Below are 26,132 nucleotides of genomic sequence, written 5' to 3' on the forward strand. Positions count from 1 at the left end.
TGTGATGGCCCCGGCGAGGTCCCGCCAACCCGCCGGAGGGGACGTTCAGAGCAACATTTGAGGTTCCGCCGCGGCCGGCCCCCGGCGGACCTACAGCCGCGCCCGCAGCGCCGGATGGTCCGAGACGACCGTGCAGGAGCCCGGGGCGATCTCCGTGAACCCCGCGTCCCGCACCACCGGCAGGCCGCTCCCGCTCAACTGCGCCCACCGCTCGCGCGGAGCCGTCCGTACGGCCAGCCGGAAACCGGACTCCCGCCACGCGCCGCGCTCCGCGGGGGTCAGCTCCCACCACGCCAGCTGCGCCGCGTGCCCGGCCTGGGCCATCGCCTTGCCGGCCGACATGTCCAGGTCGGGGTTGAGCCACAGCACGGGTACGCCGGGCGCCGCCGCGGGGACCGGCTCCGGGTCGTCGAGGTCGGTGCCCGACACCTGGAGCTTGGCCAGTTCCTTGGGCCAGCCGTCGAGGGGTACCGGCGGGAAGACCCGTACCTCGCACCCGGCCCCCGACGGGCCCGCGCCGCGGACCGTGACCCCCGGCAGGGACTCGGCCTTGCGCCACTCCGCCCCGCGGGCGCGCCGGACCACCTTGCGGATCCGGGCGTCCTGCCAGTCCCGGACGGCGTCGGCCCACTCGCCCTCGCCGTGCGCGCGTTCGTCCGTCAGCAGCACCAGCACCGCGCGGGCCGCCGTCTCCAACGCGTCGGTCCTGGCCGGCGGCGCGGTCTTCTCGATCCGCACGACCAGCGGCAGCACGAACTGGGGGGCCTCGTCGCGGGCCGCGTGCTCCTTGCGGAACGGACTGTCGGCCCCTACGGCCGGTGCGGGGGCGGTGTCCTGGCGGGCCTGGGTGTCCTCGGTGCTCATCCGGCCCAGTCTGCCAGCCTCCGACTTGAGGAGGATGCCGCAGGGGTTGCCTGCGGGCGAGGATCGGGCCCATGAAGAGTGATCTTTTCGCGTCCGAGAACCTGGTCCAGCCCTCCGCCGTCGCCGGCATGACCCTCCAGAACGCCAAGTCCGTCAAGTACACCGTCAACGGGGAGGTGCTGGCCCGTCAGGGCTCGATGGTCGCCTTCCGCGGCAACCTCCAGTTCGAGCGCAGGGGGCAGGGCATAGGCGGCATGCTCAAGCGGGCCGTGACCGGCGAGGGGCTGCCCCTGATGTCGGTGCGCGGCCAGGGCGAGGCCTGGTTCGCCCACCAGGCCGCGAACTGCTTCATCGTCGAGTTCGAGCCCGGTGACGCCCTGACCATCAACGGGCGCAACGTCCTGTGCTTCGACCCGTCGCTGTCCTACGAGATCAAGATGGTCAAGGGCGCGGGCATGACCGGCGGCGGCCTCTTCAACAGCCTGTTCACCGGGACCGGAAAGCTCGCGGTGATCTGCGACGGCAACCCGATCATCATCCCGGTCACCGCGCAGGCGCCCGTCTACGTGGACACCGACGCGGTGGTCGGATGGAGCGCCGCGCTGGAGACGGGGCTGCACCGCTCCCAGTCGATCGGGTCGATGATCCGCGGCGGTTCGGGGGAGGCCGTACAGCTCAAGCTGAGCGGCGAGGGGTTCGTCATCGTCCGCCCCAGCGAGGTCACCGAGGCGCCCGCGGCGCACTGAACCGCGGGCGGCCTCGTCCGGGACGACCGGGTCCCTACTTCCCGATCAGTTCGGAGACCTTCACGAAGCGGTAGCCGCGCTTGCGCAGCTCCGGGACGACCTTGCGGACGGCCTGCTCGGTGACCGGCGCCGCGCTGCGCGTGCAGTGCATGACCACCACCGACCCCGGCTTCACCCCGGCCAGCACCTGCTCCGCCACCGCGTCGGGGTCCTTGGCGAACGCGTCACCGCTGACCACGTCCCACTGCACGGCCGTCACCTTGGCCGGGGACAGCGCCCGCAGCGCCTGGTCGTCGTAGCAGCCGCCGGGGAAACGGAAGTAGGGGACGGTGTTGACCGCGCCCGCCTTGCGGAAGGCGGCGAAGGCCCGGTCCACGTCGGCCGTGGCGGCGGCGCCGTCGAGCGCGGGCAGCCCGTAGCAGGGGGACTTGAAGGCGTGGTGACTGTACGAGTGGTTGGCGATCTCGAAGTTCGGGTCGCTGCCGATGGCCTTCGCCTGGTCCGGGTACTCCTCCGCCCAACGGCCCGTCATGAAGATGGTGGCGGGCACCTTGAGGGCGCGCAGGGACGAGATCAGCTGCGGGTTGTCGAAACGTTCCCCCGAGGCGGCGCGCGGCCCCTGGTCGGAGGTCATGTCCGCGTCGAAGGTCAGCGCGACGGTCTTGTCGCCGTGCTGCTTCGCCCGCTCGAAGACGGGCGTCAGGCCGTTCGGGCCGGGCGGCAGGACGGGCACCCGGGCCGGCGCGCCGGCCTGCGGGGAGCCCGAAGGGGCGGCGGAGGGCGAGGCGGGTGCGGGGACCGCCGGGGAGCCCGTGCGGATTTCGTTGGCCGGCTTCGGCGAGGAGCCGGTGCCGCCCCCGCAACCGGCGAGGGCGGCACCGAGAACGGCCGTGGCCGCGGCTTTGCGCACTGCTACGGAGAGGGTCACGCCAGGCAAAATATCCGACTATGTGGCAAGTAGACGCGCGCGGCACTCGCCTACGTCGAAATCAGCACCCGGATAGCGCGGGCCGATGTCCTCCAGATGCTCCAGCAGGAGCCTGCCGACGGCCCAGTTGCGGTACCACTTGCGGTCGGCGGGCACGGTGTACCAGGGCGCGGCGTCCGTGGAGCAGCGCTCCAGCGCCAGCTCGTAGGCGCGCTGGTACGCCGGCCACAGCGTCCGCTCCTCGATGTCGCCGACGTTGAACTTCCAGTGCTTGGACGGGCTGTCGAGCCGGGCCAGCAGCCGGGCGCGTTGCTCCTCGTAGGAGATGTGGAGGAAGACCTTCACCACGGTGACGCCGTCTTGCGCGAGCGCCTCCTCGAAGCGGTTGATCTCGTCGTAGCGCCGGTTCAGCTCGCGGCGGGGAACCAGTTCGCGGACGCGGGCGATCAGGACGTCCTCGTAGTGCGAGCGGTCGAAGATGCCGATCTCGCCGGGCCGGGGGAGGACCCTTTCGACGCGCCAGAGGAAGGGGTGGCTGCGTTCCTCCGGGGTGGGCGCCTTGAAGGCGTGGATGCGGCATCCCGAGGGGTTGAAGAGGCCGATCACGTGCTTGACCGTGCCGCCCTTGCCGCTGGTGTCCATGCCCTGGAGGACGAGCAGGAGCCGGCGCCGGTCACCCGCGGTGCTCGCCGCGTACAGCCTTTCCTGGAGCGAGGCGAGCGGCCCGGCCGTCCTGGCGGCCGTGTCGGCCAGGGCGTCCGCCTTGCGCGAGGGACCGCCGGGGGTCGCGGACGGGTCCACGGCGGTCAGGTCGACCCTGCCGGGCGGTACGCGGAGCAGCTCACGCAGGGAGGGCGGGGACCCGGCCCGGGCCTTGCCGCGCGTACCGTCCTTCTTCGCCATCGCCGTCCACCCCGATCAGTCGACTTCGTCCGATCATCCGACATCGGGGTCGGCGGCGCACGGTGGGGCGGATCGGAAACGGATCGGTGCTCCGGGGGCCGGCCACCGCGGAGGCGGTTGCCGGGTGCAGGCGTCGACGCACACCGTCCGGGCGCCGGGGGAGACGGTGGCCCCGGCGAACTCGCCCCACCGCGCGGCGCCCGGCCGGCCGGGCACCCCGCCGGCCGGGAGTGGCGGCGTCAGATCAGCTCGGCGCTCAGGGTGATCGTCGTACCCGTCAGGGCCTGGCTGACCGGGCAGTTCTTCTTCGCGTCCTCGGCGGCGGCCTGGAAGGCGTCGGCGTCCAGCCCCGGAACCTCGGCGCGCACCGTCAGGTGGATGCCGGTGATGCCCTCACCCGGCTGGAACGTCACGTCGGCCTTGGTCTCCACCCGGGTGGGCGGGGTCCCGGCGCCGTCGAGGCCGTGCGAGAGGGCCATCGAGTAGCAGCTGGAGTGCGCGGCGGCGATCAGCTCCTCCGGGCTGGTCTTGCCGTTCGCGGCCTCGGCGCGCGAGGGCCAGGAGACGTCGAACGAACCCCGGCCCGAGGAGTCGAGGGAGACGACGCCGGAGCCCTTGAGGAGGTTGCCCTGCCAGTCGGTGTGCGCGGTACGCGTGGTGGCCATGGTGGATCCCTTCGCAGAAGTGGGAAACGACCGGACCGGCCCCGCGCATGACGATCGGTCACACGCGGACGGCCCGGCGCCGTCCAACCTACTGGGCCACCAGCCCCTTCGCGTCGCGCGCCAGGGCGGTGAGCCGGGATATGGCGCGGAAGTACTTCTTCCGATAGCCCCCGGCCAGCATGTCTTCACTGAACAGCCGGTCGAACGGCACGCCCGAGGCGAGGACCGGTATCTCCCGGTCGTACAGCCGGTCGGCCAGCACCACCAGCCGCAGCGCCGTCGACTGGTCGGGGACCGGGCCGACATCGGTCAGGCACACCGCGGATATCCCGTCCGTCAGCGCTCCGTAGCGGCTCGGGTGCACCTTCGCCAGGTGGTCCAGGAGCCCCGGGAAGTCGTCGAGGCTCGCGCCCGGCGTCGCGTACGCGGCCTTGGCCACCTGTTCGTCCGAGAACGGCGCCGGCGCCTCCGGCAGCCCCCGGTGCCGGTAGTCCTGGCCGTCGATCCGCAGTGGCCGGAAGTGCGCGGACAGGCCCTGGATCTCGCGCAGGAAGTCAGCCGCGGCGAACCGGCCCTCGCCGAGCTTGCCGGGCAGCGTGTTGGAGGTCGCGGCCAGCGCCACGCCCTGCTCCACCAGCCGGCTCAGCAGCGAGGACACCAGCACCGTGTCGCCCGGATCGTCCAGCTCGAATTCGTCGATGCACAGCAGCCGGTGCCCGCCGAGGGTCTGCACGGTCTGCTGGAAGCCGAGAGCGCCGACCAGGTTCGTCAGCTCCACGAAGGTGCCGAAGGCCTTCAGTGCCGGCTCGGCCGGGGTCGCGTGCCACAGGGAGGCCAGCAGGTGCGTCTTGCCGACGCCGTAGCCGCCGTCGAGGTAGACCCCGCCCGGGGAGGCCGTCGCGGCGGGCTTCTTCGAGAACCAGCGCCGCTTGCCCGCGCCGCTCGCGTGCGCCCCGCCCAGTCCCGCGGCGAAGGTGCTCAGCACGGTGACGGCCTCGCGCTGGCTGGGCTGGGTGGGGTCGGGGTCGTAGGTGTCGAAGCGCACCGCGTCGAACCGCGGCGGCGGCACCATCTCGGCGACCAGCCGTTCGGCGGGCACGCGGGGGGCCCGGGCACACAGGGCCTGGGGGCCCGCGTCGGCTATCGGATGCCGCCCGGAGGCCTGACCGGAGGTCGTGAGAGAGGTTGACACAGCCCTCAACTCTACGTGCCGTGGCACACTGCATCGATGCGACGCCTGTTCCCTGTGACCGATCAGACATCAGCAGACCAGAACGACCGCCCGTGGTCTCTGGACGAGCTCGCGGAGGCCTATGCGTACCCCGAGCTCGGCCCGGAGGAACACTGGCTGCGGGCAAACATGGTCTCGACCCTGGACGGAGCCGCCCAGCACGACGGCCGCTCGCAGCCGATCTCCGGCGAGACCGACATGCAGATCTTCGGCACCCTGCGCGCCCTGGCCGACGTGATCGTCGTCGGCGCGGAAACGGTTCGCCAGGAGGGCTACCGCCCGGCACGCGCCCGGGAGGCCTTCGCGGACCGCCGCAGCGCCTCGGGCCAGGGTCCCGCGGCCGCCATCGCGGTGATCACCGCAAGTATGGAGCTGGACTTCTCCCTGCCCCTGTTCACCTCCCCCCTCGTGCCGACGCTGGTCGTCACCGGCGCCGCCGCGCCCGCCGACCGCGTGGCCGAGGCTGCCGGAGCGGGGGCCGAGGTCGTGCTCGCGGGCGACGGGGCGGCAGTGGACCCCGTACGGGCCGTACGGGAACTGGCCGCGCGCGGCCTGCGCCGCCAGCTCACCGAGGGCGGCCCCCGGCTGCTGGGGCAGCTCGTGGCCGCCGACGTGCTGGACGAGCTGTGCCTGACGATCTCCCCGATGCTCACGGCGGGGGACGCCCAGCGCATCTCCGGGGGGCCCTCCGTCACGGTTCCGCACCGGCTCGCGGCGGCCGGTGTGCTGGAGGAGGCCGGGTTCCTCTTCACCCGTTACCGTCGAATCTGAACCAGGGGCGGAATTCGTCGTTCCGCTTAGCTTCCGCTGGGCACATACCTGGGCAGAGATAGCCGCGCAAAGCCCGCGCGCGAGCGGGGCAGGACGGTTTCCGCAGAGGCCGGCCCACCGGCCTCGGCCCATGAAGGAGAGGGCGTCCGTGTTCACGAGCGTATTGATGATCGAGCAGCCGCTGACCCCGGTGGACGTGGACTTCGTCACCACCCTGCACGGAGACGACGAGGTCTCCTTCATCGTCCTCATGCAACCGAGGGGGGACCAGGACAGGCTGCTGCGCGCCATCGACGACGTCGCGCTCGGCGAGATCCCCGAGGCGCTGCACGAGGGCGACGAGCCGGAGGGCTCCGAGGCCCGCCGCCCCGCCGCGCAGGCGCTCGAACACTCGTTGGAGGCCCTGCGCAGAAAGGGGGCCAAGGCGGTCGGGCAGCTCGTCGAGGACCATCCGCTCGACAAGCTCAGGTCCGTCGTGGACGAGACCGGGGCCGACGAGGTGATCGTCCTGACCGCCCCGCACTTCGTGGAGGAGTTCTTCCACCGCGACTGGGCCTCCCGCGCGCGCCACAAGGTCGGCGTTCCGGTGCTCAAGCTCTTCGCCCACAACGAATAGGCTGGCCCCCGGCCCACCCCTAGCAATCGATTACTGGAGCGACCTGAATGAAGCCCGGCCTGCCGACCGCCATGGAACGGCCCCACTTCATCGGCATCGGCGGAGCCGGCATGTCCGGCATCGCGAAGATCCTCGCCCAGCGCGGCGCCCGGGTGGCCGGCAGTGACGCCCGTGACTCCGACACCGCCCGGGCGCTGCGCGCCCACGGCGCCACGGTGCACGTCGGGCACGCCGCCGGCCACCTCGCGGACGACTCCACCTGCGTGGTCGTCTCCAGTGCCATCCGCGCCGACAACCCCGAGCTGGCCCGCGCCGCCGAACTCGGCATCCCGGTCGTGCACCGCTCCGACGCCCTCGCCGCCCTGATGGACGGCCTGCGGCCGATCGCCGTCGCCGGCACGCACGGCAAGACCACCACCACCTCGATGCTGGCGGTGTCCCTCTCGGCCCTGGGCCTGGACCCCTCCTACGCCATCGGCGGCGACCTGGACGCCCCCGGTTCCAACGCCCACCACGGCGAGGGCGACATCTTCGTGGCCGAGGCGGACGAGAGCGACCGCAGCTTCCACAAGTACGCCCCGCAGGTCGCGATCATCCTCAACGCGGAACTCGACCACCACGCGAACTACGCGTCGATGGAGGAGATCTACGAGTCCTTCGAGACCTTCGTCTCGAAGATCGTCCCCGGCGGCACCCTGGTCGTCGCCCACGGCCAGGCCGGTGCGGCCGAGATCGCCGCCCGCGTCGCCGGCCGGGAGGGGCTGCGGGTCGTCACGTACGGCGAGGAGGCCGAGGCCGACGTCCGGATCACGAAGATCACCCCGCGCGGCCTGACCAGCGAGGTCACGGTGGTGCTGGAGGGGCGGATGCTCACCTTCACCGTCTCCGTGCCCGGCCGCCACTACGCGCACAACGCGGTCGCGGCGCTCGCCGCCGGCGTCGCGCTCGGCATCCCGGCGCACAACCTGGCCTCCGCCCTCGGCAAGTACACCGGCGTCAAGCGCCGCCTCCAGCTCAAGGGCGAGGCAGCGGGCGTGCAGGTCATCGACTCCTACGCGCACCACCCCACGGAGATGACCGCCGACCTGGAGGCCATCCGCGGCGCCGCGGCGGACTCCCGCATCCTCGTGGTCTTCCAGCCCCACCTCTTCTCCCGCACGCAGGAACTCGGCAAGGAGATGGGCCTGGCCCTGGCGCTGGCCGACGCCTCCGTGGTCCTGGACATCTACCCGGCCCGCGAGGACCCCCTGCCCGGGGTCACCAGCGAGATCATCATCGAAGCAGCCCGCACGGCGGGCGCCGACGTCGCCGCCGAGCACGACAAGGACGCCGTCGCCGAGGTCATCGCGGGAATGGCGAAGCCGGGCGATCTCGTTCTCACCATGGGCGCGGGCGACGTCACGGATCTGGGTCCCCTGATCCTGGAGAGCATCGGTCTCGCCCGGCCGTCGAACTGAGGGAGCGGGAGCGTCATGGCGTACGAGGTCGAGAAGACGGACGAGCAGTGGCAGGCGGAGCTGACCCCGTCCGAGTACCAGGTGCTGCGCCTCGCGGGCACCGAACCGGCCTTCCGCGGTGAGTACACGGACACCAAGACGGAAGGCGTCTACTCCTGTCGGGCGTGCGGCTCCGAGCTGTTCCGTTCCGACACGAAGTTCGAGTCGCACTGCGGCTGGCCGTCCTTCTACGACCCGAAGGACAGCGACGCGGTCGAGCTGATCGCGGACACCTCGCACGGCATGGTCCGCACCGAGGTCCGCTGCGCGAAGTGCGGCTCGCACCTGGGCCACGTCTTCGAGGGCGAGGGCTATCCCACCCCCACCGACCAGCGGTACTGCATCAACAGCATCTCCCTGCGCCTGACCCCGACGGAGGACTGACCCCGCCGGGCGCACCGTCCATCGCCACCGGCCGCCGGGCCCCCGCCCGGCGGCCGGTGGCGTTTGTGCGGGCGGCTTCGGCAAGTAGCCCGCGTACGGCATCTGTTGGGCGCGGGCGGGGCGACGTACCGTTCCACCGGCGGGACGCGGGGAGGCCGGCCGGGCCCTTTCGTTCGCCAGTTGTACGGCACAAGGTCAGACAAGGATCTCCGTCCGGTCCCCCGGGGCCGCTGTCCTTGGGGCGCCCCTCGCCCCCCTCCACACCCCAGAGGTCTCCACCGTGGCTGAACTCAACCGTCGCAGGTTCCTGCAGATCGCGGGCGGCACGGCCGCCGCCGCCATGCTGAACGAGAGCATCGCCCGGGCCGCCGCCATTCCGGCACAGGGCAGCACCGGAACCATCCGGGACATCGAGCACATCGTCGTCCTCATGCAGGAGAACCGTTCCTTCGACCAGTACTTCGGCACGATGAAGGGCGTACGCGGCTTCGGCGACCCGCGGCCCGTCCTCCAGGACAACGGCAAGTCCGTCTTCTACCAGTCCAACGGCACGAAGGACGTCCTCCCCTTCAACCCGCAGGTCGCCGACCTGGGCATGCAGTTCGTCGAAGGCCTCAACCACGACTGGGCCGGCGGCCACCAGGCCTACAACAACGGCAAGTACGACAAGTGGGTCCCGGCCAAGACCGCGACGACGATGGCGTACATGACGCGGAAGGACATCCCCTTCCACTACGCCCTCGCCGACGCCTTCACCGTCTGCGACGCCTACCACTGCTCCTTCATCGGCGCCACCGACCCCAACCGCTACTACATGTGGTCGGGTCACACGGGCAACGACGGCGTCGGCGGCGGCCCGGTCCTCGGGAACCAGGAGGCGGGGTACGGCTGGAAGACCTACCCCGAGCGGCTGGAGGCGGCCGGGGTCTCCTGGAAGATCTACCAGGACATCGGCGACGGTCTGAACGCGGCCGGCTCCTGGGGCTGGATCAGCGACGCGTTCCGCGGCAACTACGGCGACAACTCGCTCCTGTACTTCAACAGCTACCGCGACGCCCAGCCCGGCAGCGCGCTCTACGAGAAGGCCCGTACGGGAACGAACGCCAAGGCCGGCGAGGGGTACTTCGACAGGCTCCGCGCGGACGTCGTGGCCGGCACCCTGCCCCAGGTCTCCTGGATCGCCGCCCCGGAGGCGTTCAGCGAACACCCGAACTGGCCCGTCAACTTCGGTGCCTGGTACATCTCGCAGGTCCTGGACGCGCTGACCGCCAACCCGGCGGTGTGGGCGAAGACGGCGTTCTTCATCACCTACGACGAGAACGACGGGTTCTTCGACCACGTCGTCCCGCCGTACCCGCCGGCCTCCTCGGCCTGGGGCCTTTCCACCGCGGACGTCTCGAAGGACCTGTACGCCGGGGGCGGCGGCTACACGGCCGGCCCCTACGGCCTGGGCCCGCGCGTCCCGATGATCGTCGTGTCCCCCTGGAGCAAGGGCGGCTACGTCTGCTCCGAGACCTTCGACCACACCTCGGTGATCCGCTTCATGGAGAAGCGCTTCGGGGTCCAGGAGCCCAACATCTCGCCCTGGCGCCGCGCCGTGTGCGGTGACCTGACCTCCGCGTTCGACTTCACCAAGGCGGACGCCTCCCCGGCGCCGCTGCCCTCAACCGCCGGATACGTCCCGGCGGACCACAACGCGCACCCCTCCTACCACCCGGTCCCCCCGGCCACCGGCACCCTGCCCAAGCAGGAGGGCGGCGCCAAGCCCACGCGCGCCCTGGGCTACGCCCCGTACGTGGACGGCAAGGCCACCGTCTCCACGGGCAAGTTCACGCTGACGTTCTCCTCCGGCCCCACCCTGGGCGCCCACTTCCACAGCACCTCCGGCAACCGCACCGACGGCCCGTGGCCCTACACCGTCGAGGCGGGCAAGACCCTGTCGGACACCTGGAGCACCAGCAGCTCCACCGGGTACCAGATCAACCTCAGCGTCTGGGGCCCGAACGGGTTCCTGCGCACCTGGAAGGGCCCCGCCAAGAAGGCGGGCCCCGAGGTGACGGCCCGCCACGACGCCGCCACCGGCAACCTCAAGCTGACCCTGACCAACTCCGGCACGGCCGCCGTCAACCTGACGGTGACCAACGCCTACAACGGCGCGGCCGGCGCGTCCCAGACCCTGCGGGTCGCGGCGGGCGGCACGGCCACGTACACGGTGGACCTGACCGCGACGGGCCGGTGGTACGACGTCAAGGTCGTCTCGGACGCCGACGCCACCTTCCTGCGCCGCTTCGCGGGCCACGTGGAGACGGGCGCCCCCGGCGTCTCGGACCCCGCGATCAGCACCGTCTGACGGCTCCGCCCCCACCGCACGCCGGCCGCCGTCCCAGGACCCACCGTCCTGCGGGCGGCGGCCGCGCGGCGGGTGCCGCTCCCGCGGTGTGGCGGCAGGTGCGCTGGGCAGAACGTCGGCGTCGCGTTTCCACGCCGCCCACGTCACCGAGGGAGAACGCATGGCCATCGCCCACCGCAGGATCGGCACCGGCCCCGTCCGCGTCATCGTGCTGCACGACTGGTTCGGTACGTCCGCCAACTGGGGCTCCGTGCTCGACCACCTGGACCCGGAGGGGTTCTCGTACGCCTTCCTCGACTACCGCGGCTACGGCGAGCGCCGGGACGTCACCGGCCGGTACAGCCTCCCGGAGATCGCCGACGACGTCCTGGAACTCGCCGACCAGCTCGGCTGGGACACCTTCTCGCTGCTGGGCCACTCCATGGGCGGCAAGGCCGCACAACAGGTCCTGGTCCGGGCGCCCGAGCGGATCGAGAAGCTGATCGGGCTCGCCCCGGTGCCGGCCGGACCGTACGAGATGGACGACGCCACCCGTGAACTCTTCTACGGCGCCGCCGAGAACGCCGAGAACCGGCGCGTCATCCTCGACCTGGTCACCGGCAAGCGCGCGAGCGGCCACTGGCTCGACCGGATGGTCGCCCATTCCCGCGAGGTCTCGCGGCCCGACGCCTTCGCCGCCTACCTCGCGAGCTGGCAGCCCCTCGACCTGTCCTCGGCCGTCAAGGGCAACACCGTCCCGGTGCTGGTCCTCGTCGGCGAGTACGACCTGGCCCTCACCGCCGACGTGATGCGGGCCACCTGGCAGGCCTGGTACCCGGACTGCCGTGTCCGCGCGATCCCCGGCGCCGGCCACTACCCGCCCCAGGAGACCCCGGTGGCCTTCGTCACCGAGGTGGAGGCGTTCCTGCGGGGCTGACCGGCGTCACGAGGAGGACGGGAAACGCCTGTGGGGGTACGAGGAGAACCTCGTACCCCCACAGGGTCGACAGGGTGAGTGACGGGACTTGAACCCGCGGCCACCTGGACCACAACCAGGTGCTCTACCAACTGAGCTACACCCACCACGAAGGGCGGCGGACCACCCGTTCGACGTGCATGCACAGCATAGCTGATCAGACGGGTGGTCCTGCGACGCTTATCGGGCGGCGTGCGCCCCGCGGGCACGGACGGCGGCGGCGTGCGCCACGGCCGCCGCGGCGAGGGCCTTCACGATCGGGTGGGGCTTCGTGCCGTCGCCGGCGAGCTCCGGCTGGAACAGGCTGGCCAGGAAGAAGGGGTGCCCCGGCAGTTCCGCCATGCGGACCTGCCCGTCCTCGTCGTGCCCCGACAGCCGCAGCCCCCCGGCCTCCAGCGCGGGCAGGTGGCGCGGCGCCGGACCGTAGTTGCAGTGGTAGCGCTCGAGGCTGCGCTCGGCGCCGAGCACCGACTCGGCCAGTGACCCCGGCTCGGCGCGTACGAGGCCCTCGTGGCCGACGAGCGAGCAGGCGAGCGGCGCGATCACCGGGTCCTCGGCGTCCGGGTCGTGCTCGGCGTGCGCGGCGCCGGTGATCCCGCAGACGTTGCGGGCGTACTCCAGCAGCGCGTGCTGGAAGCCGCCGCAGGTTCCGAGGAAGGGGATCCCCTCCTCGCGCGCCACCCGGACCGCCGCCAGCACCCCCGCCTCGCTGGCGTACGGGCTTCCGGGCAGCACCCACACCGCGTCGAACCGGGCCAGCGCCCCCGAGGCCGCCTCGGCGCCGGCGTCGGCGGTCTGGATCCAGTAGGCGTCGAGGACCAGCCCGTCGCGGGAGGCCAGGGCGTCGAGAAGGAGCGGGATCCGGGTGTGGGACTTCACGTGCGGGGAGCGGTCGCCGACCAGGGCGATCCGTGCGGTGGTGGTGATCATGCGTCCCATCCTGGGGCAGGAGCCCTGTTCAGCGCCAACGATTGTTCATGCACGATCGATAAGCAGAACTGATCGCAATTCGTCGGCGGCCTGGCTTCGGCGCTTCGGCGCTTCGCCCCACCTCAGTGCTTCAGCGCGGCCTTGGTGGCCACGATGATCAGTCCCAGGACGAGGTTGACGACGCCCTCGGCCGCCAACTGGCGACGCGTGGCGCCGGCGCGGGCGGCGCCGAGGCAGGCCCAGACGACCTGCTGCGCCACAGCCACGCCCATGGCAAGCCACGCCGTCCCCGCGTAGTCCAGCCCCAGGAGGCCGCTGAGGGCGACGGCGGCCGCGGGCAGGACCGCGGCCTCGACGATCGGCCACTCGTGCCGGGCGACCCGGCGGATCTCGTGCCGGCTCCAGGGCTCGCCGACCACCCGTTCCCCCGCCAGCTGGGCGTACACGTGAGTGGCCCAGAACACCAGCCCCGTGATGATCAGAAGGACTACGAGCTGAAGCCTCGGAAAGCTGCCGGTGGCCCCGGCGGTGGCCACCACGGAGGTGGCGAGGAGGGAGCCGTACACCGCGCCGGCGGAGTCGGTCCGGGACGCGCGCAGCGGCCTGCTGCGGCCCGCGGGGCCACTGGGGATGCTCACCCGCCCCACGATAGGGACGTCGGGGTCGGGTCCCGCCCGGGCGCGCCGAGCGCGGGTGACGGGGTGCCCGCGGAGGGCCGCCTGGGGCCGGCTCCGGGGGAGGGCCCGCGTCAGCCGGTGGCAGGCTGGGGCGCATGGACCCGCACCTGCTCCGCACCTTCGTCACCGTCACCCGGCTGGCCTCCTTCTCCGCCGCCGCACGGGAGCTGGGCTACACCCAGTCCGCCGTCTCCCAGCACATCGCCGCCCTGGAGTCGGACCTGCGGACCGGGCTGCTCACCCGGCGGCCCGTGGCGCCGACGCCCGCCGGGGAGCGGCTGCTCGAACACGCCGGACCGCTCCTGCTGCGCCTCGACGCCGCCCGCGCCGACGTGCTGCGGCTGGCCGCCGCGCCGCCCGGGCGGGTCACCCTCGCCGTGTCCCCGCTCGCCGTCGGGCCGCGGCTGCTGGCCGCCCTGCCCGCCACCGGGGTGACCCTGCGGGTGCTGCCCCCGGCGCAGGTGCCGGCCGTGGTCGCCGCCGGGGGCTGCGACCTCGGGCTCGTCGACGGCCTGGCCGCGCCCAGCGATCCGCTGCGGCTGCCCGACGTGGCCCCGCTGCGGGTGACCGGCATCGGGGAGGAGGAGCTCGCCGTGCTGTTCCCGGCCGGGCATCCGTTCGCCCGGCGGGCCGCCGTCCGGCTGGACGACCTGGCCGACGCCCGCTGGCTCGACGCCCCCGGGATCGGGCTCGCGCCCGCCGTCCGCACCGCCCCGGCCCTGCGCTACGACGGCACCGACCTGCACGCCCTGTGCGCCCTCGCCGCCGCCGGGCACGGCCTGGCCCTGCTGCCGCTGCCGGTGGCGCGGGCCGCCCGCGCGGGGGTCGCCGTACCGCTGGAGTCACCGCGCCTGGTGCACCGTACGGAACTCCTGGCGCCGGGCGCCCCCACCGGAGCGGCCCTCGCCGTCGCGGCGCGGCTCACGGGCGGGCCGTATTAGCGCGGCTCAGGGCCCCAGGACCACCGCCGACTCGCCCGGTACGTGGATCCGCCCGTCCGCGCCCGGCTGTTCGAGCGGTTCCCAGGCGGCCAGCACCCGTACCCCGTTGCGGCCCAGCGCGATCGTCACCGGCTCGGGGGAGAGGTTCACCACCACCCGGACCTCCCCGCGGCGGAAGGTCAGCCAGCGCCGCTCCTCGTCGTGGGCGACCCGGACCGCGGCGAGATCCGGGTCACGCAGGTCCGGGTGGCCGCGGCGCAGTGCCACGAGGGTGCGGTACCACTCCAGCAGCCGGGCGTGCCCGGGCTGCTCCGGCTCGCTCCAGTCCAGGCAGGACCGGTCCCGGGTGGCCGGGTCCTGCGGATCGGGGATCTCTTCCGCCTTCCAGCCGTGGGCGGCGAACTCCCGGCGCCTCCCCGTCCGTACGGCCTCCGCGAGCTCCGGATCGGGGTGGTCGGTGAAGTACTGCCACGGCGTGTGCGCGCCCCACTCCTCGCCCATGAACAGCATCGGCACGAACGGCCCGGTCACCGCGAGCGTCGCCGCGCAGGCGAGCAGCCCCGGCGACAGCGAGGCGGAGAGCCGGTCGCCCAGCGCCCGGTTGCCGATCTGGTCGTGGGTCTGCGTGTAGCCGACGAAGCGGTGCGCGGGCGTGCGACGGCGGTCGACGGGGCGGCCGTGGGTGCGGCCCCGGAACGAGGACCAGGTGCCGTCGTGGAAGAAGGCCCTGGTCAGGGTTTTGGCGAGGGCCGCGAACGGGGCCGCCGCGAAGTCGGCGTAGTAGCCCTGCGACTCGCCGGTCAGCGCACAGTGCAGGGCGTGGTGGAAGTCGTCGTTCCACTGGGCGTGCAGACCGAGGCCGCCGGCCCCCCGGGGGGTGGTGGTGCGCGGGTCGCACTGGTCGGACTCGGCGATCAGGAACAGCGGCCGGGCGGTCTCCGCCGCGAGCGCGTCCACGGCCGCCGCCAGCTCCTCCAGGAAGGTCAGCGCCCGCCCGTCGGCCAGGGCGTGCACGGCGTCCAGCCGCAGCCCGTCGATCCGGTAGTCCCGCAGCCACGCCAGGGCGCTGCCGATGAAGTAGGCGCGGACCTCGTCCGAACCGGGCGCGTCCAGGTTGACCGCCGCGCCCCAGGGCGTGTGGTGGGTGTCGGTGAAGTACGGTCCGAAGGCCGGGAGGTGGTTCCCGGACGGGCCGAGGTGGTTGTGGACCACGTCCAGCACCACGCCCAGCCCGGCCGAGTGCGCCGCGTCCACGAACCGCGCCAGCCCCGCCGGTCCCCCGTACGGCTCGTGCACCGCCCAGGGCGCCACCCCGTCGTAGCCCCAGCCGTGCCGGCCGGGGAACGGGCAGACCGGCATCAGCTCGACGTGCGTGACACCGAGCGAGGTGAGGTGCGCGAGGCGGGCGGCGGCCGCGTCGAAGGTGCCCTCGGGGGTGAAGGTGCCGACGTGCAGTTCGTAGAGGACCGCGTCCTGGAACGGGATCCGGGGGGAGGGGGCGTCCGGGTGCAGCGGCGTGAAGTCGACCACGGCCGACAGGCCGTCAGGCCCGTCCGGCAGACGGCGGCCGCGCGGGTCGGGCAGGGGCCGAGGATCGTCGCCCAGCAGGAACCCGTAGCGGTCACCGTCGGCGGCCGGGGCCTCCGCGGTCCACCAGCCGGCACGGTCCGGCGCCGGATCGCGGGTCATCTCGTAGGCGGTGTCGTTCAGTCGCATGGCGACCCGGTCTGTCTGCGGTGCCCACACTTCGAACTGCACGGACGGTCCCCTCGTCTCCGGCGGTACCTGGCCCTGTCGCCCTCGTCGGGCCCATCATCCCGGCCGGGGCGGGGGAGTTCTGGACACTTTGCCCACGACGGGCCGACAATCACCCTGTGACGTCCAGTTTCGAGTTCCCCGCCTATCCCGCGCCGCGGGTCTCCGACGCGCAGCGCGACCGAGTGCTGGGGGAGCTCCGGGAGGGGGCTGCCCTGGGCCGGCTGTCCCACGACACGTTCCTGCGGCGCATGGAACTCGCGCTGGTCGCCCGCCGCTCCGAGGAGCTCGCCGCCCTGACCGCCGACCTCCGCACGCGGGAGAGCGGCGAAAGCCCGTGGACGCAACGGCTGTTCGGGTGGGTGGGCCGCGTCTCGGCCGTCAGCGCCGGCGTCCGCCGCGCCTGGCGCGTGGAGAAACTGCCCGTGCTGCTGATGCCGCACCCGAGCGCGGCGCCCCTGCGGATCGGCCGCGACCCGGGCAACGGCCTGCGGCTCAGCCACGAGACAGTCTCCCGGGCGCACGCCGAACTCACCCTGCGCGGCGGCGTGTGGGTGCTCACCGACCTCGGCTCGACCAACGGCACCACCGTCAACGGCCAGCGCGTGACCGGCTCCGCGGTGGTCCGCGACGGCGACCAGATCGGCTTCGGCCGCATGACGTTCCGCCTCTCGGCGGGCTGAGGCCGCCTGCGTCCGCCGCTCGGCCGGGGCGCAGGATGGGGGCGTGAGCGAATACGAGAGTGTGGTGCGGGCGGCGCGGGCCGAGGATCTGGCGCGCATCGTCGAACTGGTGCAGGAGCACGTCGCCTACAAGAAGTCGCACCCGCGGGCGCCGGGGCTCGCGGAGCGGCTCGGGGCGGCGCTGTTCGAGGACGGGGCGCGGGTGTGGGTGCTGCTCGCCGAGACCCCGCGGGGCGAGGTCGTCGGGTACGCGGCCTGCTCCGAGGAGTTCTCGTTCTGGGACGGGCGCCACTACCTGCACATGGACTGCCTCTACCTCGCCGAGGGAGCGCGCGGGCACGGGCTCGGCGCCGCGCTGATGGACGCCGTGACGGACCTCGCGCGGGAGCGGGGCCTCGGGCACGTCGAATGGCAGACGCCCGACTGGAACGAGGGCGCGATCCGTTTCTACGACCGGCTCGGAGCCGCCGGCAGGCCCAAGCAGCGCTATTCCCTCGCCGTGCGGCCGCCCGCTAACGGATGACCGCCGTCAGCCGTTCGCACGCCGCGAGAACCGTCCGGGACTGGTGCTCGACCTGGGTGGCCACCGGCACCCAGCGGGCCTGGAACCGCGCCGCGAACTCCTCGCACCAGCCGGTGACCAGCCGGTCCAGCCCGGCCGCTGCCGGATCCCCTTGCGCCCGCAGCACCCGCAGCAGCATCGCGGCGGCGCGCAGCGACAGCCGCCGCCCGAAGGCGTCGATGCTGCCGATGTGGGCCGCCGTGGCCTCGGCGGGGGCGCCCGGGCCGGTCCACTCCGCGGCGATCGGCGGGATCAGCGCCAGCGTCCAGTCGACCGCGCGCAGCAGCGGGGCGAGAGCGCCCGGCAGCGCCGCGTCGGGTATCCGCTCCCGCACGGCGGCCACCCGCGCGGCGTCGGCGGTGAGCCGGCCGGCGAGCATCCGCAGCGCGCCCCGGGGGTCGGGGTGCGGGGCCGGGTCGTCCACCGTGTCGGAGGCCCACATGGGGACTTCGACGATCGCGGTGGTGCCGGCGTAGCGGTGGGCGTGGTACCAGGTGCTGAGCCGGGTGTCCTCGGGGTGGAAGGCCCCGTCGGGGCCGGTCCCCGGCTCCGGCATGACGAAGATCCCCGGCCCGGGGGAGGGCCAGCCGGTGGCGTCCGAGGCCCCCGTCTCGACCGGGATGCGCAGCTCGGCGGCCGACTTGGCGAACGGCTCCGCGAGGCCGGGGATGTCGCGGGTCAGCTGCACCCAGGAACCGCCGAGGTCGGTGCCGTGCAGGGAGACCTGGAGGACGGGTCGCAGTTTGTCGATCAGCGCGGTCAGGGCCACCGTCTCGGGCGGCAGCCGGTCCGCGGGCAGTAAGGACGGTGCCCACTCCGGCTGTTCGGGCCCGGGGGGCCGGAAGAAGGCCCGGTGGTAGTCCAGGAGCGAGTACGGGCGGGGCGTGCGGTGCAGGGCCGCGCCGTCCGGGTCGGCGCACAGCAGGAAGTGCCAGCCGCAGCCGTTCGCGGCGGCCGGCTCGGCGATGACGCGGCGGGCCAGGGCGAGCGCGGTGGCCCCGCCGACGGGCTCGTTGGCGTGCGCCCCGGCCACGACGAGTACGTTCTCGGCCGGCCGCGCGGCGTCGAGGGACAGTACCCAGAGCGGTTCCCCGCCCCGGGAGCGGCCGACCCGCCGCACCCGGGCCCGGGCGGGGTGTTCGTCCGCCAGGGCGCGGGCGGCCAGGGCGAGTTGGTGCGGGGTGGGGTAGCGCATGTCTCGAAGGAGGGTCACACCTCATGCCATGCCCGCCGCGCACGCCCCGTACTGCTCCGTGCGCCCCGCACTTGTGTCCAATGTTCGGGAGAAAGCCCTGGCCAACGCCTTGCCGGCGGTGATCCGGAGGGCGTCGCACCGGCCCCCCGCGTGCGGGCCGGGCGCGGCCTGTGCCCCCGGCCCGCACCTCCGCGCCCAGGGCCTCAGGAGCCGTCGTCGAACTCCCCCGACTCCACTTCGAGGGCGAGCCGCTGGAGGACCTGGATCGAGGAGATGTCGGTACGGCCGCTGTCGTGGGCCATGGCGAGGCTGGTGAAGGCCAGGCTGAAACCGGCGACCATCGTGTGCAGGGCCGGACCGAGCGCCTCGGCGACCAGCCGGGCGACCTGCTGCGGGGAGGACTCGGCCGGGACGCTGATCGAGGGCAGCATCTCGTTCAGCAGCTGGGTGACGACCCCCGCCTCCGACGCCGGGACCTCGTCGTCCTCCCCGGCTTCGGCCGCCCTGCGGATCTCCTGGGCCTCGGTGAGGATGCCGATGACTCGCTTCAGAACCTCTGCGCGTTCCATGTCCGGAGGGTAACCCCGGCGGCGGGCCGGACGCGTGCCCCGGGCGCGGTCCTCGACGAGCGACGGCGGCCGGGACCCGCATCCGGGGAAGGGCCTATTCCGCCCGGACCAGGGCCACGGCCGGGGTGTCGGACAGCAGGTGCGACAGCAGCGCCTCGCCCTCGTACGCGCCCTCGTGCAGCAGGGACGTCCAGCGGCCCGGCGGCAGCGGGAGGGCCGTGTCGCGCCAGCCGCCCTCGCCGGCGAGCCGGTGCGAGAGCCGGGTGGCGACCGCGATCAGGCCGGCGCGGGCGAAGGCCACGCAGTGGCTGGCGGCCGGACCCCGGGCCGCCAGCGGCCGGTACCCGGTGAACAGCTCGGGCCGAGTGCGCCGCAGCCGCAGCAGGGCCGCCGACAGGGCCAGTTTCTCCCCCGCCAGGCCGTGCGGGACACCACCCCCGTCGAGCCGGGCCAGCTCCTCGCGGGGGAAGACGACCGGCCGGCGGTTGTCGGGGTCGACCAGCGCCCGGTACTCGCTCTCCGCGCCCTGGTAGACCTCCGGCACCCCCGGCATGGCCAGGTGCAGCAGGGTCATGCCGAGTACGTTGGCCCGCGCGGCCTCCGCCAGCTCCGGCGGGAGGTCCACCTCGGGCGGAGCGACGACGGCGCCCTCGTACTCCTCGTCCGGATCGGTCCAGGACGTGCGCAGCGCCGCCTCACGGGCCCCCTTGACCAGCGCCGCCTCGAGCCGGGACACCCGGTCCGGGATCTGCCCCAGGCCCAGCGCGCTCTGCCGGGCCACCCACGCCAGCTGGGCGTCCGGGACGGCGCCGGCCCCCGCCATCAGCTCCGGGGCCTGGGAGAGCACCGCGATCCGGGCCCGGACGTCGGCGCTGCGCTTCGTGTCGTGGGTGGACAGCACCGTCCCCGAGGCGGGCCACTCCCGCTCCAGGCCGGCGCAGTACGCGTGGAACTCCGCGACCGGAACCCCCGGGTCCCCGGGGTCCCCTCCCACCTCCGTCGCCGACAGCAGCGGCGCCCAGCGGTAGAAGGCCCGGTCCTCCAGGGACTTGGCGCGCAGGGCCGCCGAAGTCTGGGCGAAGCGCGCCGCGAAGGCGGGATCGCGCCGCAGGAGGTCCCGTACGCCGTCCACCGCGCCGGCGCCGACCAGCGCGGCGGCCCGCTCCAGGGCCTCGGGCGGAAGTCCCGGACCGCCCGGGTACGGCCGGTAGACCGGGTTCGCCACCAGCAACTCCAGGACCGCATCCCGCAGTTCCTTGCCGGCCCTTGCCTCCAGCGCGGTCAGCTCCGCCGCCAGATCGCCGGTCAGCACCTCCCGTGCACACGCCTCGGCCGTCTCCTCCCAGGAGCCGGCGCCGGTGGACTTGCGGTAGTCCCGGGCGAGTTCCGCGGCCCCGGCGGGATCGGTGAACACCCCGTCCACCCGCAGCAGCGCGTCGTACCCGGTGGTGCCGGCCACCGGCCAGGAGGAGGGCAGCCGTTCGGAGCGCGCCAGGATCTTCTCCACCACCACCCAGCAGCCCCCGCCCGCCTCCGCGCGCAGCCGCCGCAGGTACCCCTCGGGGTCCGCGAGCCCGTCCACGTGGTCGATCCGCAGTCCCTGGAGCACCCCGTCGCGCACCAGCTCCAGGATCTTGGCGTGCGTCGCGGCGAAGACCACCGGGTCCTCCACCCGGACCCCGATGAGGTCCGAGATCGTGAAGAAGCGGCGGTAGTTGAGGCGGGTGCGGGCCTCGCGCCAGAACGCCGGCCGGTACCACTGCGCCGCCACCAGCTCCGGCAGCGGCAGCCCGGCGGTCCCCTCCCGCAGCGGGAACTCGTGGTCCCCGTAGCGCAGCAGCTCGCCGTCGACGGCGAGCGAGTCCAGCTCCAGCGGTCCCGAGAGGACCGGCAGCAGCACCTGCCCGCCCCCGGCCTCCCAGTCGATGTCGAACCAGCGCGCGTACGGGGAGTGCGGTCCCTCGCGCAGGACCTCCCACAGCGGCCGGTTGAGGCGCAGCGGCGAGGGGACCGCCATGTGGTTGGGGACGATGTCGAGCACGAGGCCGAGGCCGTGCTCGCGCGCGGTGCGGGCGAGCGCGCGCAGGCCCGTCTCGCCGCCCAGCTCCTCCCGCACCCGGGAGTGGTCGGTGACGTCGTACCCGTGCGTCGAGCCGGGCACCGCCTCCAGGGAGGGCGAGAGGTGCAGATGGGACACGCCGAGCGAGGCGAGGTAGGGCACGGCGGCCGCGGCGGCCGCGAACGGGAACTCGGGACAGAGCTGGATACGGTAGGTGGAGGCCGGCGTGACGACTGTCCGGGCGTCAGGTGCCGGTCGGGCGCTTTCGTATGACTGGCTCATGAGACGTACGTACCCGCGCAGCCGGATTCCGTGCCACCGCCCCGCGCATCCGGGTGACGGCGCGCCGCCGGCCGCCGCAACGGGACGGCAGCGGCTGCCGTCCCTAGGCCGGGCGCTGGAGGACCACCAGGGAGCGACCCGTCAGCGGCACCCGGTCGCCGGCCGCGTACTGCGGGCCCGTGCCGGGCGGCAGGACATCCGGCTTCGCCGTGTCCACCACCAGCAGCCACCGGGCGCCGTGCCCGGCCGGGACGGTGAACTCCTGCGGCTCGGCGCCCGCGTTGAACATCAGCAGGAACGAGTCGTCGGTGATCCGCTCACCGCGCGCACCGGGCTCGGAGATCGCCTCGCCGTTGAGGAACACCGTCAGCGACCGCGCGTGCTGCGCCTGCCAGTCGCGGGCCCGCATCTCCTCGCCGTGCGGGGTGAACCAGGCGATGTCGGAGAGTTCGTCGTGCGTCCCCTCCACCGGGCGGCCGTGGAAGAACCGGCGCCGCCGGAACACCGGGTGGTCACGGCGCAGCCACACCATCTGGCGGGTGAACTCCAGCAGCGCGGGCGCCGGTTTGCCCGGCTCGGGCCAGGTCACCCACGACAGGTCGTTGTCCTGGCAGTAGGCGTTGTTGTTGCCGCCCTGCGAGCGGGCGAACTCGTCCCCGTGACTGAGCATCGGGACGCCCTGGGAGAGCATGAGGGTCGCCATGAAGTTGCGCATCTGGCGCTCGCGCAGCTCCACGACCTCCGGGTCCTCGGTCGGCCCCTCGACCCCGCAGTTCCAGGACCGGTTGTGGGTCTCGCCGTCCCGGTTGCCCTCCCGGTTGGCCTCGTTGTGCTTCTCGTTGTACGAGACGAGGTCGTGCAGGGTGAACCCGTCGTGGCAGGTGGTGAAGTTGATCGACGCCAGCGGCCGGCGACCGTCGTCCTGGTAGAGGTCCGAGGACCCCGTCAGCCGTCCCGCGAACTCCGCGAGCGTGCGGGGCTGCCCGCGCCACAAGTCCCGGACGGTGTCGCGGTACTTGCCGTTCCACTCCGTCCACAGCGGAGGGAAGTTGCCCACCTGGTAGCCGCCCTCGCCCAGGTCCCAGGGCTCCGCGATCAGCTTGACCTGGCTGACGACCGGGTCCTGCTGGACCAGGTCGAAGAACGAGGACAGCCGGTCCACTTCGTGGAACTGCCGGGCCAGCGTGGCCGCGAGGTCGAACCGGAAGCCGTCGACGTGCATCTCGGTGACCCAGTAGCGCAGCGAGTCCATGATCAGCTGGAGGACGTGCGGGGACCGCATCAGCAGCGAGTTCCCGGTGCCCGTGGTGTCCATGTAGTGGCGCGGATCGTCCGCCAGCCGGTAGTACGAGGCGTTGTCCAGCCCCCGGAACGACAGGGTCGGGCCCAGGTGGTTGCCCTCGGCCGTGTGGTTGTAGACCACGTCCAGGATCACCTCGATCCCGGCCTCGTGCAGGGCGCGGACCGCCGACTTGAACTCCAGTACCTGCTCGCCCCGGTCGCCGGAGGCGTAGCCGTTGTGCGGCGCGAAGAAGCCGATGGTGTTGTAGCCCCAGTAGTTGCTCAGGCCGTCGTCGACGAGGCGGTGGTCGTTGACGTACTGGTGCACCGGCATCAGCTCCAGCGCCGTCACCCCCAGCTTGGTGAGGTGCCCGATCACCGCCGGGTGGGCGAGCGCCCCGTACGTGCCGCGCAGCTCCTCCGGGAGCTCCGGGTGGCGCATGGTGAGCCCCTTGACGTGGGCCTCGTAGAGCACGGTGTGGTGGTACTCGTGGCGCGGGGGCCGGTCATTGGCCCAGTCGAAGTACGGGTTCACCACGACCGAGGTCATCGTGTGCGGGGCCGAGTCGAGGTCGTTGCGGGAATCGGGGCGGCCGAAGTGGTAGCCGTAGACCTCCTCGCCCCAGGCGACGCTGCCGCTGATGGCGCGCGCGTACGGGTCCAGCAGCAGCTTCGCCGCGTTGCAGCGCATCCCGTGCTCGGGCTCGTACGGGCCGTGGACGCGGAAGCCGTAGCGCTGCCCGGGCATGATGCCGGGCAGGTAGGCGTGCCGGACGAAGGCGTCCGTCTCGCGGAGCTCGACGGCCGTCTCCGAGCCGTCGTCGTGCAGCAGGCACAGCTCGATCCGCCGAGCGGCCTCGGAGTAGACGGCGAAGTTGGTTCCGGCGCCGTCGTAGGTGGCACCCAGCGGATACGCCTGTCCCGGCCAGACCTGCATAGATAACGACTCTTCCCTCGGTGTCGGCTGACGTCCCGGCTGATCGGGCATGGACAACGTCTCTGCCAGATCTTCCCCGAAAGGAGGCCGTCACGCGCGGACTTGGGATGGTTCTACCGGGTGACCCGGAGAGCTGATATCAGGGTCAGCGGACTGTCCGGGCATCGGATAATGGGTCAACGGGCAGTCGGTGTACGGACCATCGGGCTGCGTCGGGCCGCGCGCGCGGAGTACCCTTCCGTGATCACTGGAGACGGGCGTCCAGACGCAGAAGGCGGTGCACGGGTGAGCTCGGGAGGTCTGGAGCTGCCCCCTGGTGACAGCGGGCACGAGGGTGGCCCGGCGGACGCCCCTGGAAGCGCGCAGGCCGGGGTGCCGGCCGGGGCGGTGTCGCTGGCCCCGCCGGAGACCGGCGGGGCGCGGACCGGTGCGGAACTGGACTGGGGTGCGGACGCCTGGAGCGAGGTCCGCACCCGCGCGCAGCGGGCGGGACGCGCCTACATCTGGCTGAACCTCATCGAGCAGCGGCTGCGGGCCGTCGTCGGCGCGGTGCTCAGGCCGATCTACGAGCCCGTGCACGGCCAGGACGACTGGGTCGTCGCGGCGGCCGGGCCCGCCGGGCAGGAGTGGGTCCAGCGGGCGGTCGCCGTCCGCGAGGTCAGCCGGCGCAAGGGGTACCTCCTGGATCCGGCCGACGACAACGTACTGAGCTTCCTGACCCTGCCCCAGCTGCGGGAGCTGATGGTCCAGCACTGGCCCTGCTTCGAGCCGTACTTCGACGACCGCCGGGAGATCGAGCTGGCCCTCGACGAGCTGGAGGTCACCCGCAACGTGGTCTCCCGCAACCGGGCGCTCTCCCGGCCCGTCCTCGAACAGGCGGAGCGGGCGTCGGCACGGCTGCTGGAGGTGCTGGGCGGCGGCGCGGGCAGCCCGGGGGCGGACCGGCTGCCGATCGACGCCGTCGAGGACCTGGTGGGAGACCGGTACGCCGACGTCATCTCCGTCCACCCCGACCGGGTACGGCTCCAGCGCCAGCTGCCGGCCGAGGACCTGTTCGGGGGTGCGCGGCGACTGGACGCGATCGGCATAGGCCTGAACCTGCTGGTGCAGAACTTCTCCGGCCGAAGACTCGTCCGGCTCACGGAGGCGGGGTGCCGGGTGCGGCTGCTGTTCCTGAACCCGGCGAGCAGCGCCGTCAAGCGGCGCGAGCGGGAGCTGGGGCTGCGCAAGGGCGAGCTGAGCCGGTCGGTGGAGATGAACATCCTGCACGTGCGGCGGGTCCGGGCCGGGCTGCGGGACGCGTCGCGGTTCGAGATCCACGTGTTCGACGAGACTCCCCGCTTCACCGCGTACCTGGTGGAGGGGGAGTCCTCGGGCATCGCGGTGGTCCAGTCGTACCTGCGGCGGGCGCGGGGCATGGAGGCCCCGGTGCTGGTGCTGCGCGGGGGCGGCCGGGGGGTCCCCAAGGACGCCGACCACGGACTTTTCACCACGTATCGGGAGGAATTCGAGTCGGTTTGGGAGGATTCCCGGCCGGTGTCCTGACTGTCAGTGCCCCATGGCAGGCTGAAAGTCGTTGACCGGAAGTCTGTACGGGGGAGGGACGCCATGGCGGCGTGGCACGGGGGAGCGCTGGTCGGATTCGATCTGGAGACGACGGGCACGGAGCCGGGGGAGTCCCGGATCGTGACGGCCGCGGTGGTCGAGGTGCACGGCGACGAGGTGCGGGAACGGCGTGCCTGGCTCGCGGACCCGGGGATACCCATCCCGGAACAGGCCTCGGCGATCCACGGCATCAGCACGGCGCGGGCCGTCGCGGACGGCCGGCCGGTACGGCAGGTCGCCGACGAGGTGGCGGCCGTGCTGACGGATCACTGGCTGCGCGGTTCGGTGGTCGTCGCGTACAACGCCGCCTTCGATCTGACGCTGCTGACGGCGGAGTTGGCCCGGCACGGGCTGCCGTCCCTGGCGGACAGGCTGGGTGGGGCGCGGACAGGGCCGGTGGTGGACCCGCTGACCATCGACCGGGCCGTGGACCGCTACCGCCGCGGGAAGCGGACCCTGGAGGCGGTGTGCGGGGTGTACGGGGTCGTCCTCGACGCCGCGCACGACGCGGGGGCGGACGCGCTGGCGGCGGTCCAGGTCGCGCGGGCGATAGCCGCCCGGCACCCGGAGGTGGCCGCACTCAGCCCGTCGGACCTGCATGACCGCCAGGGCGCTTGGCACGCCCGCTGGGCCCGGGACTTCCAGTCGTACCTGCGGGGCCAGGGCAGCCCGGACGCCGTCATCGACACGGCGTGGCCCCTTCGGGGGCTCGTGGCGGCCGGGGCCTGAGCCCCGAAGGTGCGTCCG

Annotated in this window: 24 protein-coding genes and 1 tRNA gene; 12 read left to right on the top strand and 13 right to left on the bottom strand. The window is 73.2% G+C overall.

Annotated elements, in window-relative coordinates; genetic code table 11:
- Positions 1–90: 90 nt before the first annotated feature.
- Positions 91–864 carry an aminoacyl-tRNA hydrolase gene (locus tag OHA81_RS24530; protein ID WP_329199257.1) on the bottom strand — a complete coding sequence of 258 codons (774 nt, stop codon included), beginning with the start codon at positions 862–864 and terminating at the stop codon, positions 91–93.
- Positions 865–935: 71 nt separating this feature from the next.
- Between OHA81_RS24530 and OHA81_RS24535 the strand changes: the two genes are divergently transcribed.
- Positions 936–1,610 carry an AIM24 family protein gene (locus tag OHA81_RS24535; protein WP_329199259.1) on the top strand — a complete coding sequence of 225 codons (675 nt, stop codon included), beginning with the start codon at positions 936–938 and terminating at the stop codon, positions 1,608–1,610.
- A gap of 34 nt (positions 1,611–1,644) precedes the next feature.
- Here OHA81_RS24535 and OHA81_RS24540 read toward each other — a convergent pair whose 3' ends face one another.
- The 4 genes from OHA81_RS24540 to zapE all read right to left on the bottom strand — a co-directional run bounded on the left by OHA81_RS24540 (position 1,645) and on the right by zapE (position 5,250).
- A complete protein-coding gene (locus tag OHA81_RS24540) occupies positions 1,645–2,538 on the bottom strand; it encodes a polysaccharide deacetylase family protein (protein ID WP_329199261.1) in 894 nt (297 codons plus the stop codon).
- A gap of 18 nt (positions 2,539–2,556) precedes the next feature.
- Positions 2,557–3,441 (bottom strand): PPK2 family polyphosphate kinase, encoded by an 885-nt coding sequence (locus tag OHA81_RS24545; RefSeq protein ID WP_329199263.1) that lies wholly within the window; start codon positions 3,439–3,441, stop codon positions 2,557–2,559.
- 239 nt (positions 3,442–3,680) lie between these two features.
- Positions 3,681–4,106: an OsmC family protein gene (locus OHA81_RS24550; protein ID WP_329199265.1), complete on the bottom strand. Its 426-nt coding sequence runs from the start codon at positions 4,104–4,106 to the stop codon at positions 3,681–3,683.
- Between the two features lie 88 nt (positions 4,107–4,194).
- Positions 4,195–5,250, bottom strand: a complete 1,056-nt coding sequence (zapE, locus tag OHA81_RS24555) for a cell division protein ZapE (RefSeq protein WP_443056793.1) — start codon at positions 5,248–5,250, stop codon at positions 4,195–4,197.
- 84 nt (positions 5,251–5,334) lie between these two features.
- Between zapE and OHA81_RS24560 the strand changes: the two genes are divergently transcribed.
- From OHA81_RS24560 to OHA81_RS24585, 6 genes are all read left to right on the top strand, one after another.
- Positions 5,335–6,108, top strand: a complete 774-nt coding sequence (locus OHA81_RS24560) for a pyrimidine reductase family protein (protein ID WP_329199269.1) — start codon at positions 5,335–5,337, stop codon at positions 6,106–6,108.
- A 148-nt stretch (positions 6,109–6,256) separates the two neighbouring features.
- Entirely contained in the window at positions 6,257–6,724 is a 468-nt protein-coding gene (locus OHA81_RS24565) for an indole-3-glycerol phosphate synthase (protein WP_329199271.1), read from the top strand.
- A gap of 47 nt (positions 6,725–6,771) precedes the next feature.
- Positions 6,772–8,181, top strand: a complete 1,410-nt coding sequence (gene murC, locus OHA81_RS24570) for a UDP-N-acetylmuramate--L-alanine ligase (protein WP_329199273.1) — start codon at positions 6,772–6,774, stop codon at positions 8,179–8,181.
- 15 nt (positions 8,182–8,196) lie between these two features.
- Entirely contained in the window at positions 8,197–8,604 is a 408-nt protein-coding gene (gene msrB, locus OHA81_RS24575) for a peptide-methionine (R)-S-oxide reductase MsrB (RefSeq protein ID WP_329199275.1), read from the top strand.
- Between the two features lie 280 nt (positions 8,605–8,884).
- Positions 8,885–10,954, top strand: a complete 2,070-nt coding sequence (locus OHA81_RS24580; protein ID WP_329199276.1) for a phosphocholine-specific phospholipase C — start codon at positions 8,885–8,887, stop codon at positions 10,952–10,954.
- Positions 10,955–11,114: 160 nt separating this feature from the next.
- Positions 11,115–11,870, top strand: a complete 756-nt coding sequence (locus OHA81_RS24585; RefSeq protein WP_329199277.1) for an alpha/beta fold hydrolase — start codon at positions 11,115–11,117, stop codon at positions 11,868–11,870.
- A 73-nt stretch (positions 11,871–11,943) separates the two neighbouring features.
- Here the strand turns inward: OHA81_RS24585 and OHA81_RS24590 are convergent.
- From OHA81_RS24590 to OHA81_RS24600, 3 genes are all read right to left on the bottom strand, one after another.
- Positions 11,944–12,016, bottom strand: a tRNA-His gene (locus tag OHA81_RS24590).
- Positions 12,017–12,089: 73 nt separating this feature from the next.
- Positions 12,090–12,839 (bottom strand): CTP synthase C-terminal region-related (seleno)protein, encoded by a 750-nt coding sequence (locus OHA81_RS24595; protein WP_329199279.1) that lies wholly within the window; start codon positions 12,837–12,839, stop codon positions 12,090–12,092.
- Between the two features lie 122 nt (positions 12,840–12,961).
- Entirely contained in the window at positions 12,962–13,477 is a 516-nt protein-coding gene (locus tag OHA81_RS24600) for a hypothetical protein (RefSeq protein ID WP_329199281.1), read from the bottom strand.
- Between the two features lie 134 nt (positions 13,478–13,611).
- Here OHA81_RS24600 and OHA81_RS24605 point away from each other — a divergent pair, with 134 nt between their 5' ends.
- Positions 13,612–14,457: a LysR family transcriptional regulator gene (locus OHA81_RS24605; protein ID WP_329199282.1), complete on the top strand. Its 846-nt coding sequence runs from the start codon at positions 13,612–13,614 to the stop codon at positions 14,455–14,457.
- Positions 14,458–14,463: 6 nt separating this feature from the next.
- Here the strand turns inward: OHA81_RS24605 and treZ are convergent, their stop codons facing one another.
- Positions 14,464–16,215, bottom strand: a complete 1,752-nt coding sequence (gene treZ / locus OHA81_RS24610) for a malto-oligosyltrehalose trehalohydrolase (protein WP_329199285.1) — start codon at positions 16,213–16,215, stop codon at positions 14,464–14,466.
- Between the two features lie 116 nt (positions 16,216–16,331).
- Here treZ and OHA81_RS24615 point away from each other — a divergent pair, with 116 nt between their 5' ends.
- Both OHA81_RS24615 and OHA81_RS24620 read left to right on the top strand, forming a co-directional pair.
- Positions 16,332–16,895 carry a DUF1707 and FHA domain-containing protein gene (locus tag OHA81_RS24615; protein WP_329199287.1) on the top strand — a complete coding sequence of 188 codons (564 nt, stop codon included), beginning with the start codon at positions 16,332–16,334 and terminating at the stop codon, positions 16,893–16,895.
- 43 nt (positions 16,896–16,938) lie between these two features.
- On the top strand, positions 16,939–17,418 hold the full coding sequence (locus tag OHA81_RS24620) for a GNAT family N-acetyltransferase (protein WP_329199288.1): 480 nt from the start codon (positions 16,939–16,941) through the stop codon (positions 17,416–17,418).
- Here OHA81_RS24620 and OHA81_RS24625 read toward each other — a convergent pair.
- The 4 genes from OHA81_RS24625 to glgX form a co-directional block, all read right to left on the bottom strand.
- Positions 17,408–18,670, bottom strand: a complete 1,263-nt coding sequence (locus tag OHA81_RS24625) for a M14 family zinc carboxypeptidase (RefSeq protein ID WP_329199290.1) — start codon at positions 18,668–18,670, stop codon at positions 17,408–17,410. The genes OHA81_RS24620 and OHA81_RS24625 overlap by 11 nt on opposite strands.
- Before the next feature lie 185 nt (positions 18,671–18,855).
- A complete protein-coding gene (locus tag OHA81_RS24630) occupies positions 18,856–19,221 on the bottom strand; it encodes a hypothetical protein (RefSeq protein ID WP_329199292.1) in 366 nt (121 codons plus the stop codon).
- Between the two features lie 94 nt (positions 19,222–19,315).
- The gene (gene treY, locus OHA81_RS24635; RefSeq protein WP_329199294.1) at positions 19,316–21,562 is read right to left on the bottom strand and encodes a malto-oligosyltrehalose synthase; all 2,247 of its coding nucleotides are present in this window, start codon (positions 21,560–21,562) and stop codon (positions 19,316–19,318) included.
- A gap of 103 nt (positions 21,563–21,665) precedes the next feature.
- On the bottom strand, positions 21,666–23,780 hold the full coding sequence (gene glgX, locus OHA81_RS24640; RefSeq protein ID WP_329199296.1) for a glycogen debranching protein GlgX: 2,115 nt from the start codon (positions 23,778–23,780) through the stop codon (positions 21,666–21,668).
- A 285-nt stretch (positions 23,781–24,065) separates the two neighbouring features.
- Between glgX and OHA81_RS24645 the strand changes: the two genes are divergently transcribed.
- Both OHA81_RS24645 and OHA81_RS24650 read left to right on the top strand, forming a co-directional pair.
- A complete protein-coding gene (locus OHA81_RS24645) occupies positions 24,066–25,325 on the top strand; it encodes an SAV2148 family HEPN domain-containing protein (protein ID WP_329199298.1) in 1,260 nt (419 codons plus the stop codon).
- Positions 25,326–25,388: 63 nt separating this feature from the next.
- A complete protein-coding gene (locus OHA81_RS24650; RefSeq protein ID WP_329199299.1) occupies positions 25,389–26,114 on the top strand; it encodes an exonuclease domain-containing protein in 726 nt (241 codons plus the stop codon).
- Positions 26,115–26,132: the final 18 nt, after the last annotated feature.

Origin of the sequence: Streptomyces sp. NBC_00667 (assembly GCF_036226825.1) — a bacterium.
GTDB lineage: Bacteria > Actinomycetota > Actinomycetes > Streptomycetales > Streptomycetaceae > Streptomyces.

Excerpts from the sequence above, each read along its gene's own strand:
- OHA81_RS24530 (WP_329199257.1), bottom strand. The coding sequence starts at position 864 with ATGAGCACCGAGGACACCCAGGCCCGCCAGGACACCGCCCCCGCACCG.
- OHA81_RS24535 (WP_329199259.1), top strand. The coding sequence starts at position 936 with ATGAAGAGTGATCTTTTCGCGTCCGAGAACCTGGTCCAGCCCTCCGCC.
- OHA81_RS24545 (WP_329199263.1), bottom strand. The coding sequence starts at position 3,441 with ATGGCGAAGAAGGACGGTACGCGCGGCAAGGCCCGGGCCGGGTCCCCG.
- OHA81_RS24550 (WP_329199265.1), bottom strand. The coding sequence starts at position 4,106 with ATGGCCACCACGCGTACCGCGCACACCGACTGGCAGGGCAACCTCCTC.
- OHA81_RS24560 (WP_329199269.1), top strand. The coding sequence starts at position 5,335 with ATGCGACGCCTGTTCCCTGTGACCGATCAGACATCAGCAGACCAGAAC.
- murC (WP_329199273.1), top strand. The coding sequence starts at position 6,772 with ATGAAGCCCGGCCTGCCGACCGCCATGGAACGGCCCCACTTCATCGGC.
- msrB (WP_329199275.1), top strand. The coding sequence starts at position 8,197 with ATGGCGTACGAGGTCGAGAAGACGGACGAGCAGTGGCAGGCGGAGCTG.
- OHA81_RS24585 (WP_329199277.1), top strand. The coding sequence starts at position 11,115 with ATGGCCATCGCCCACCGCAGGATCGGCACCGGCCCCGTCCGCGTCATC.
- OHA81_RS24595 (WP_329199279.1), bottom strand. The coding sequence starts at position 12,839 with ATGATCACCACCACCGCACGGATCGCCCTGGTCGGCGACCGCTCCCCG.
- OHA81_RS24605 (WP_329199282.1), top strand. The coding sequence starts at position 13,612 with ATGGACCCGCACCTGCTCCGCACCTTCGTCACCGTCACCCGGCTGGCC.
- OHA81_RS24630 (WP_329199292.1), bottom strand. The coding sequence starts at position 19,221 with ATGGAACGCGCAGAGGTTCTGAAGCGAGTCATCGGCATCCTCACCGAG.
- treY (WP_329199294.1), bottom strand. The coding sequence starts at position 21,562 with ATGAGCCAGTCATACGAAAGCGCCCGACCGGCACCTGACGCCCGGACA.
- glgX (WP_329199296.1), bottom strand. The coding sequence starts at position 23,780 with ATGCAGGTCTGGCCGGGACAGGCGTATCCGCTGGGTGCCACCTACGAC.
- OHA81_RS24650 (WP_329199299.1), top strand. The coding sequence starts at position 25,389 with ATGGCGGCGTGGCACGGGGGAGCGCTGGTCGGATTCGATCTGGAGACG.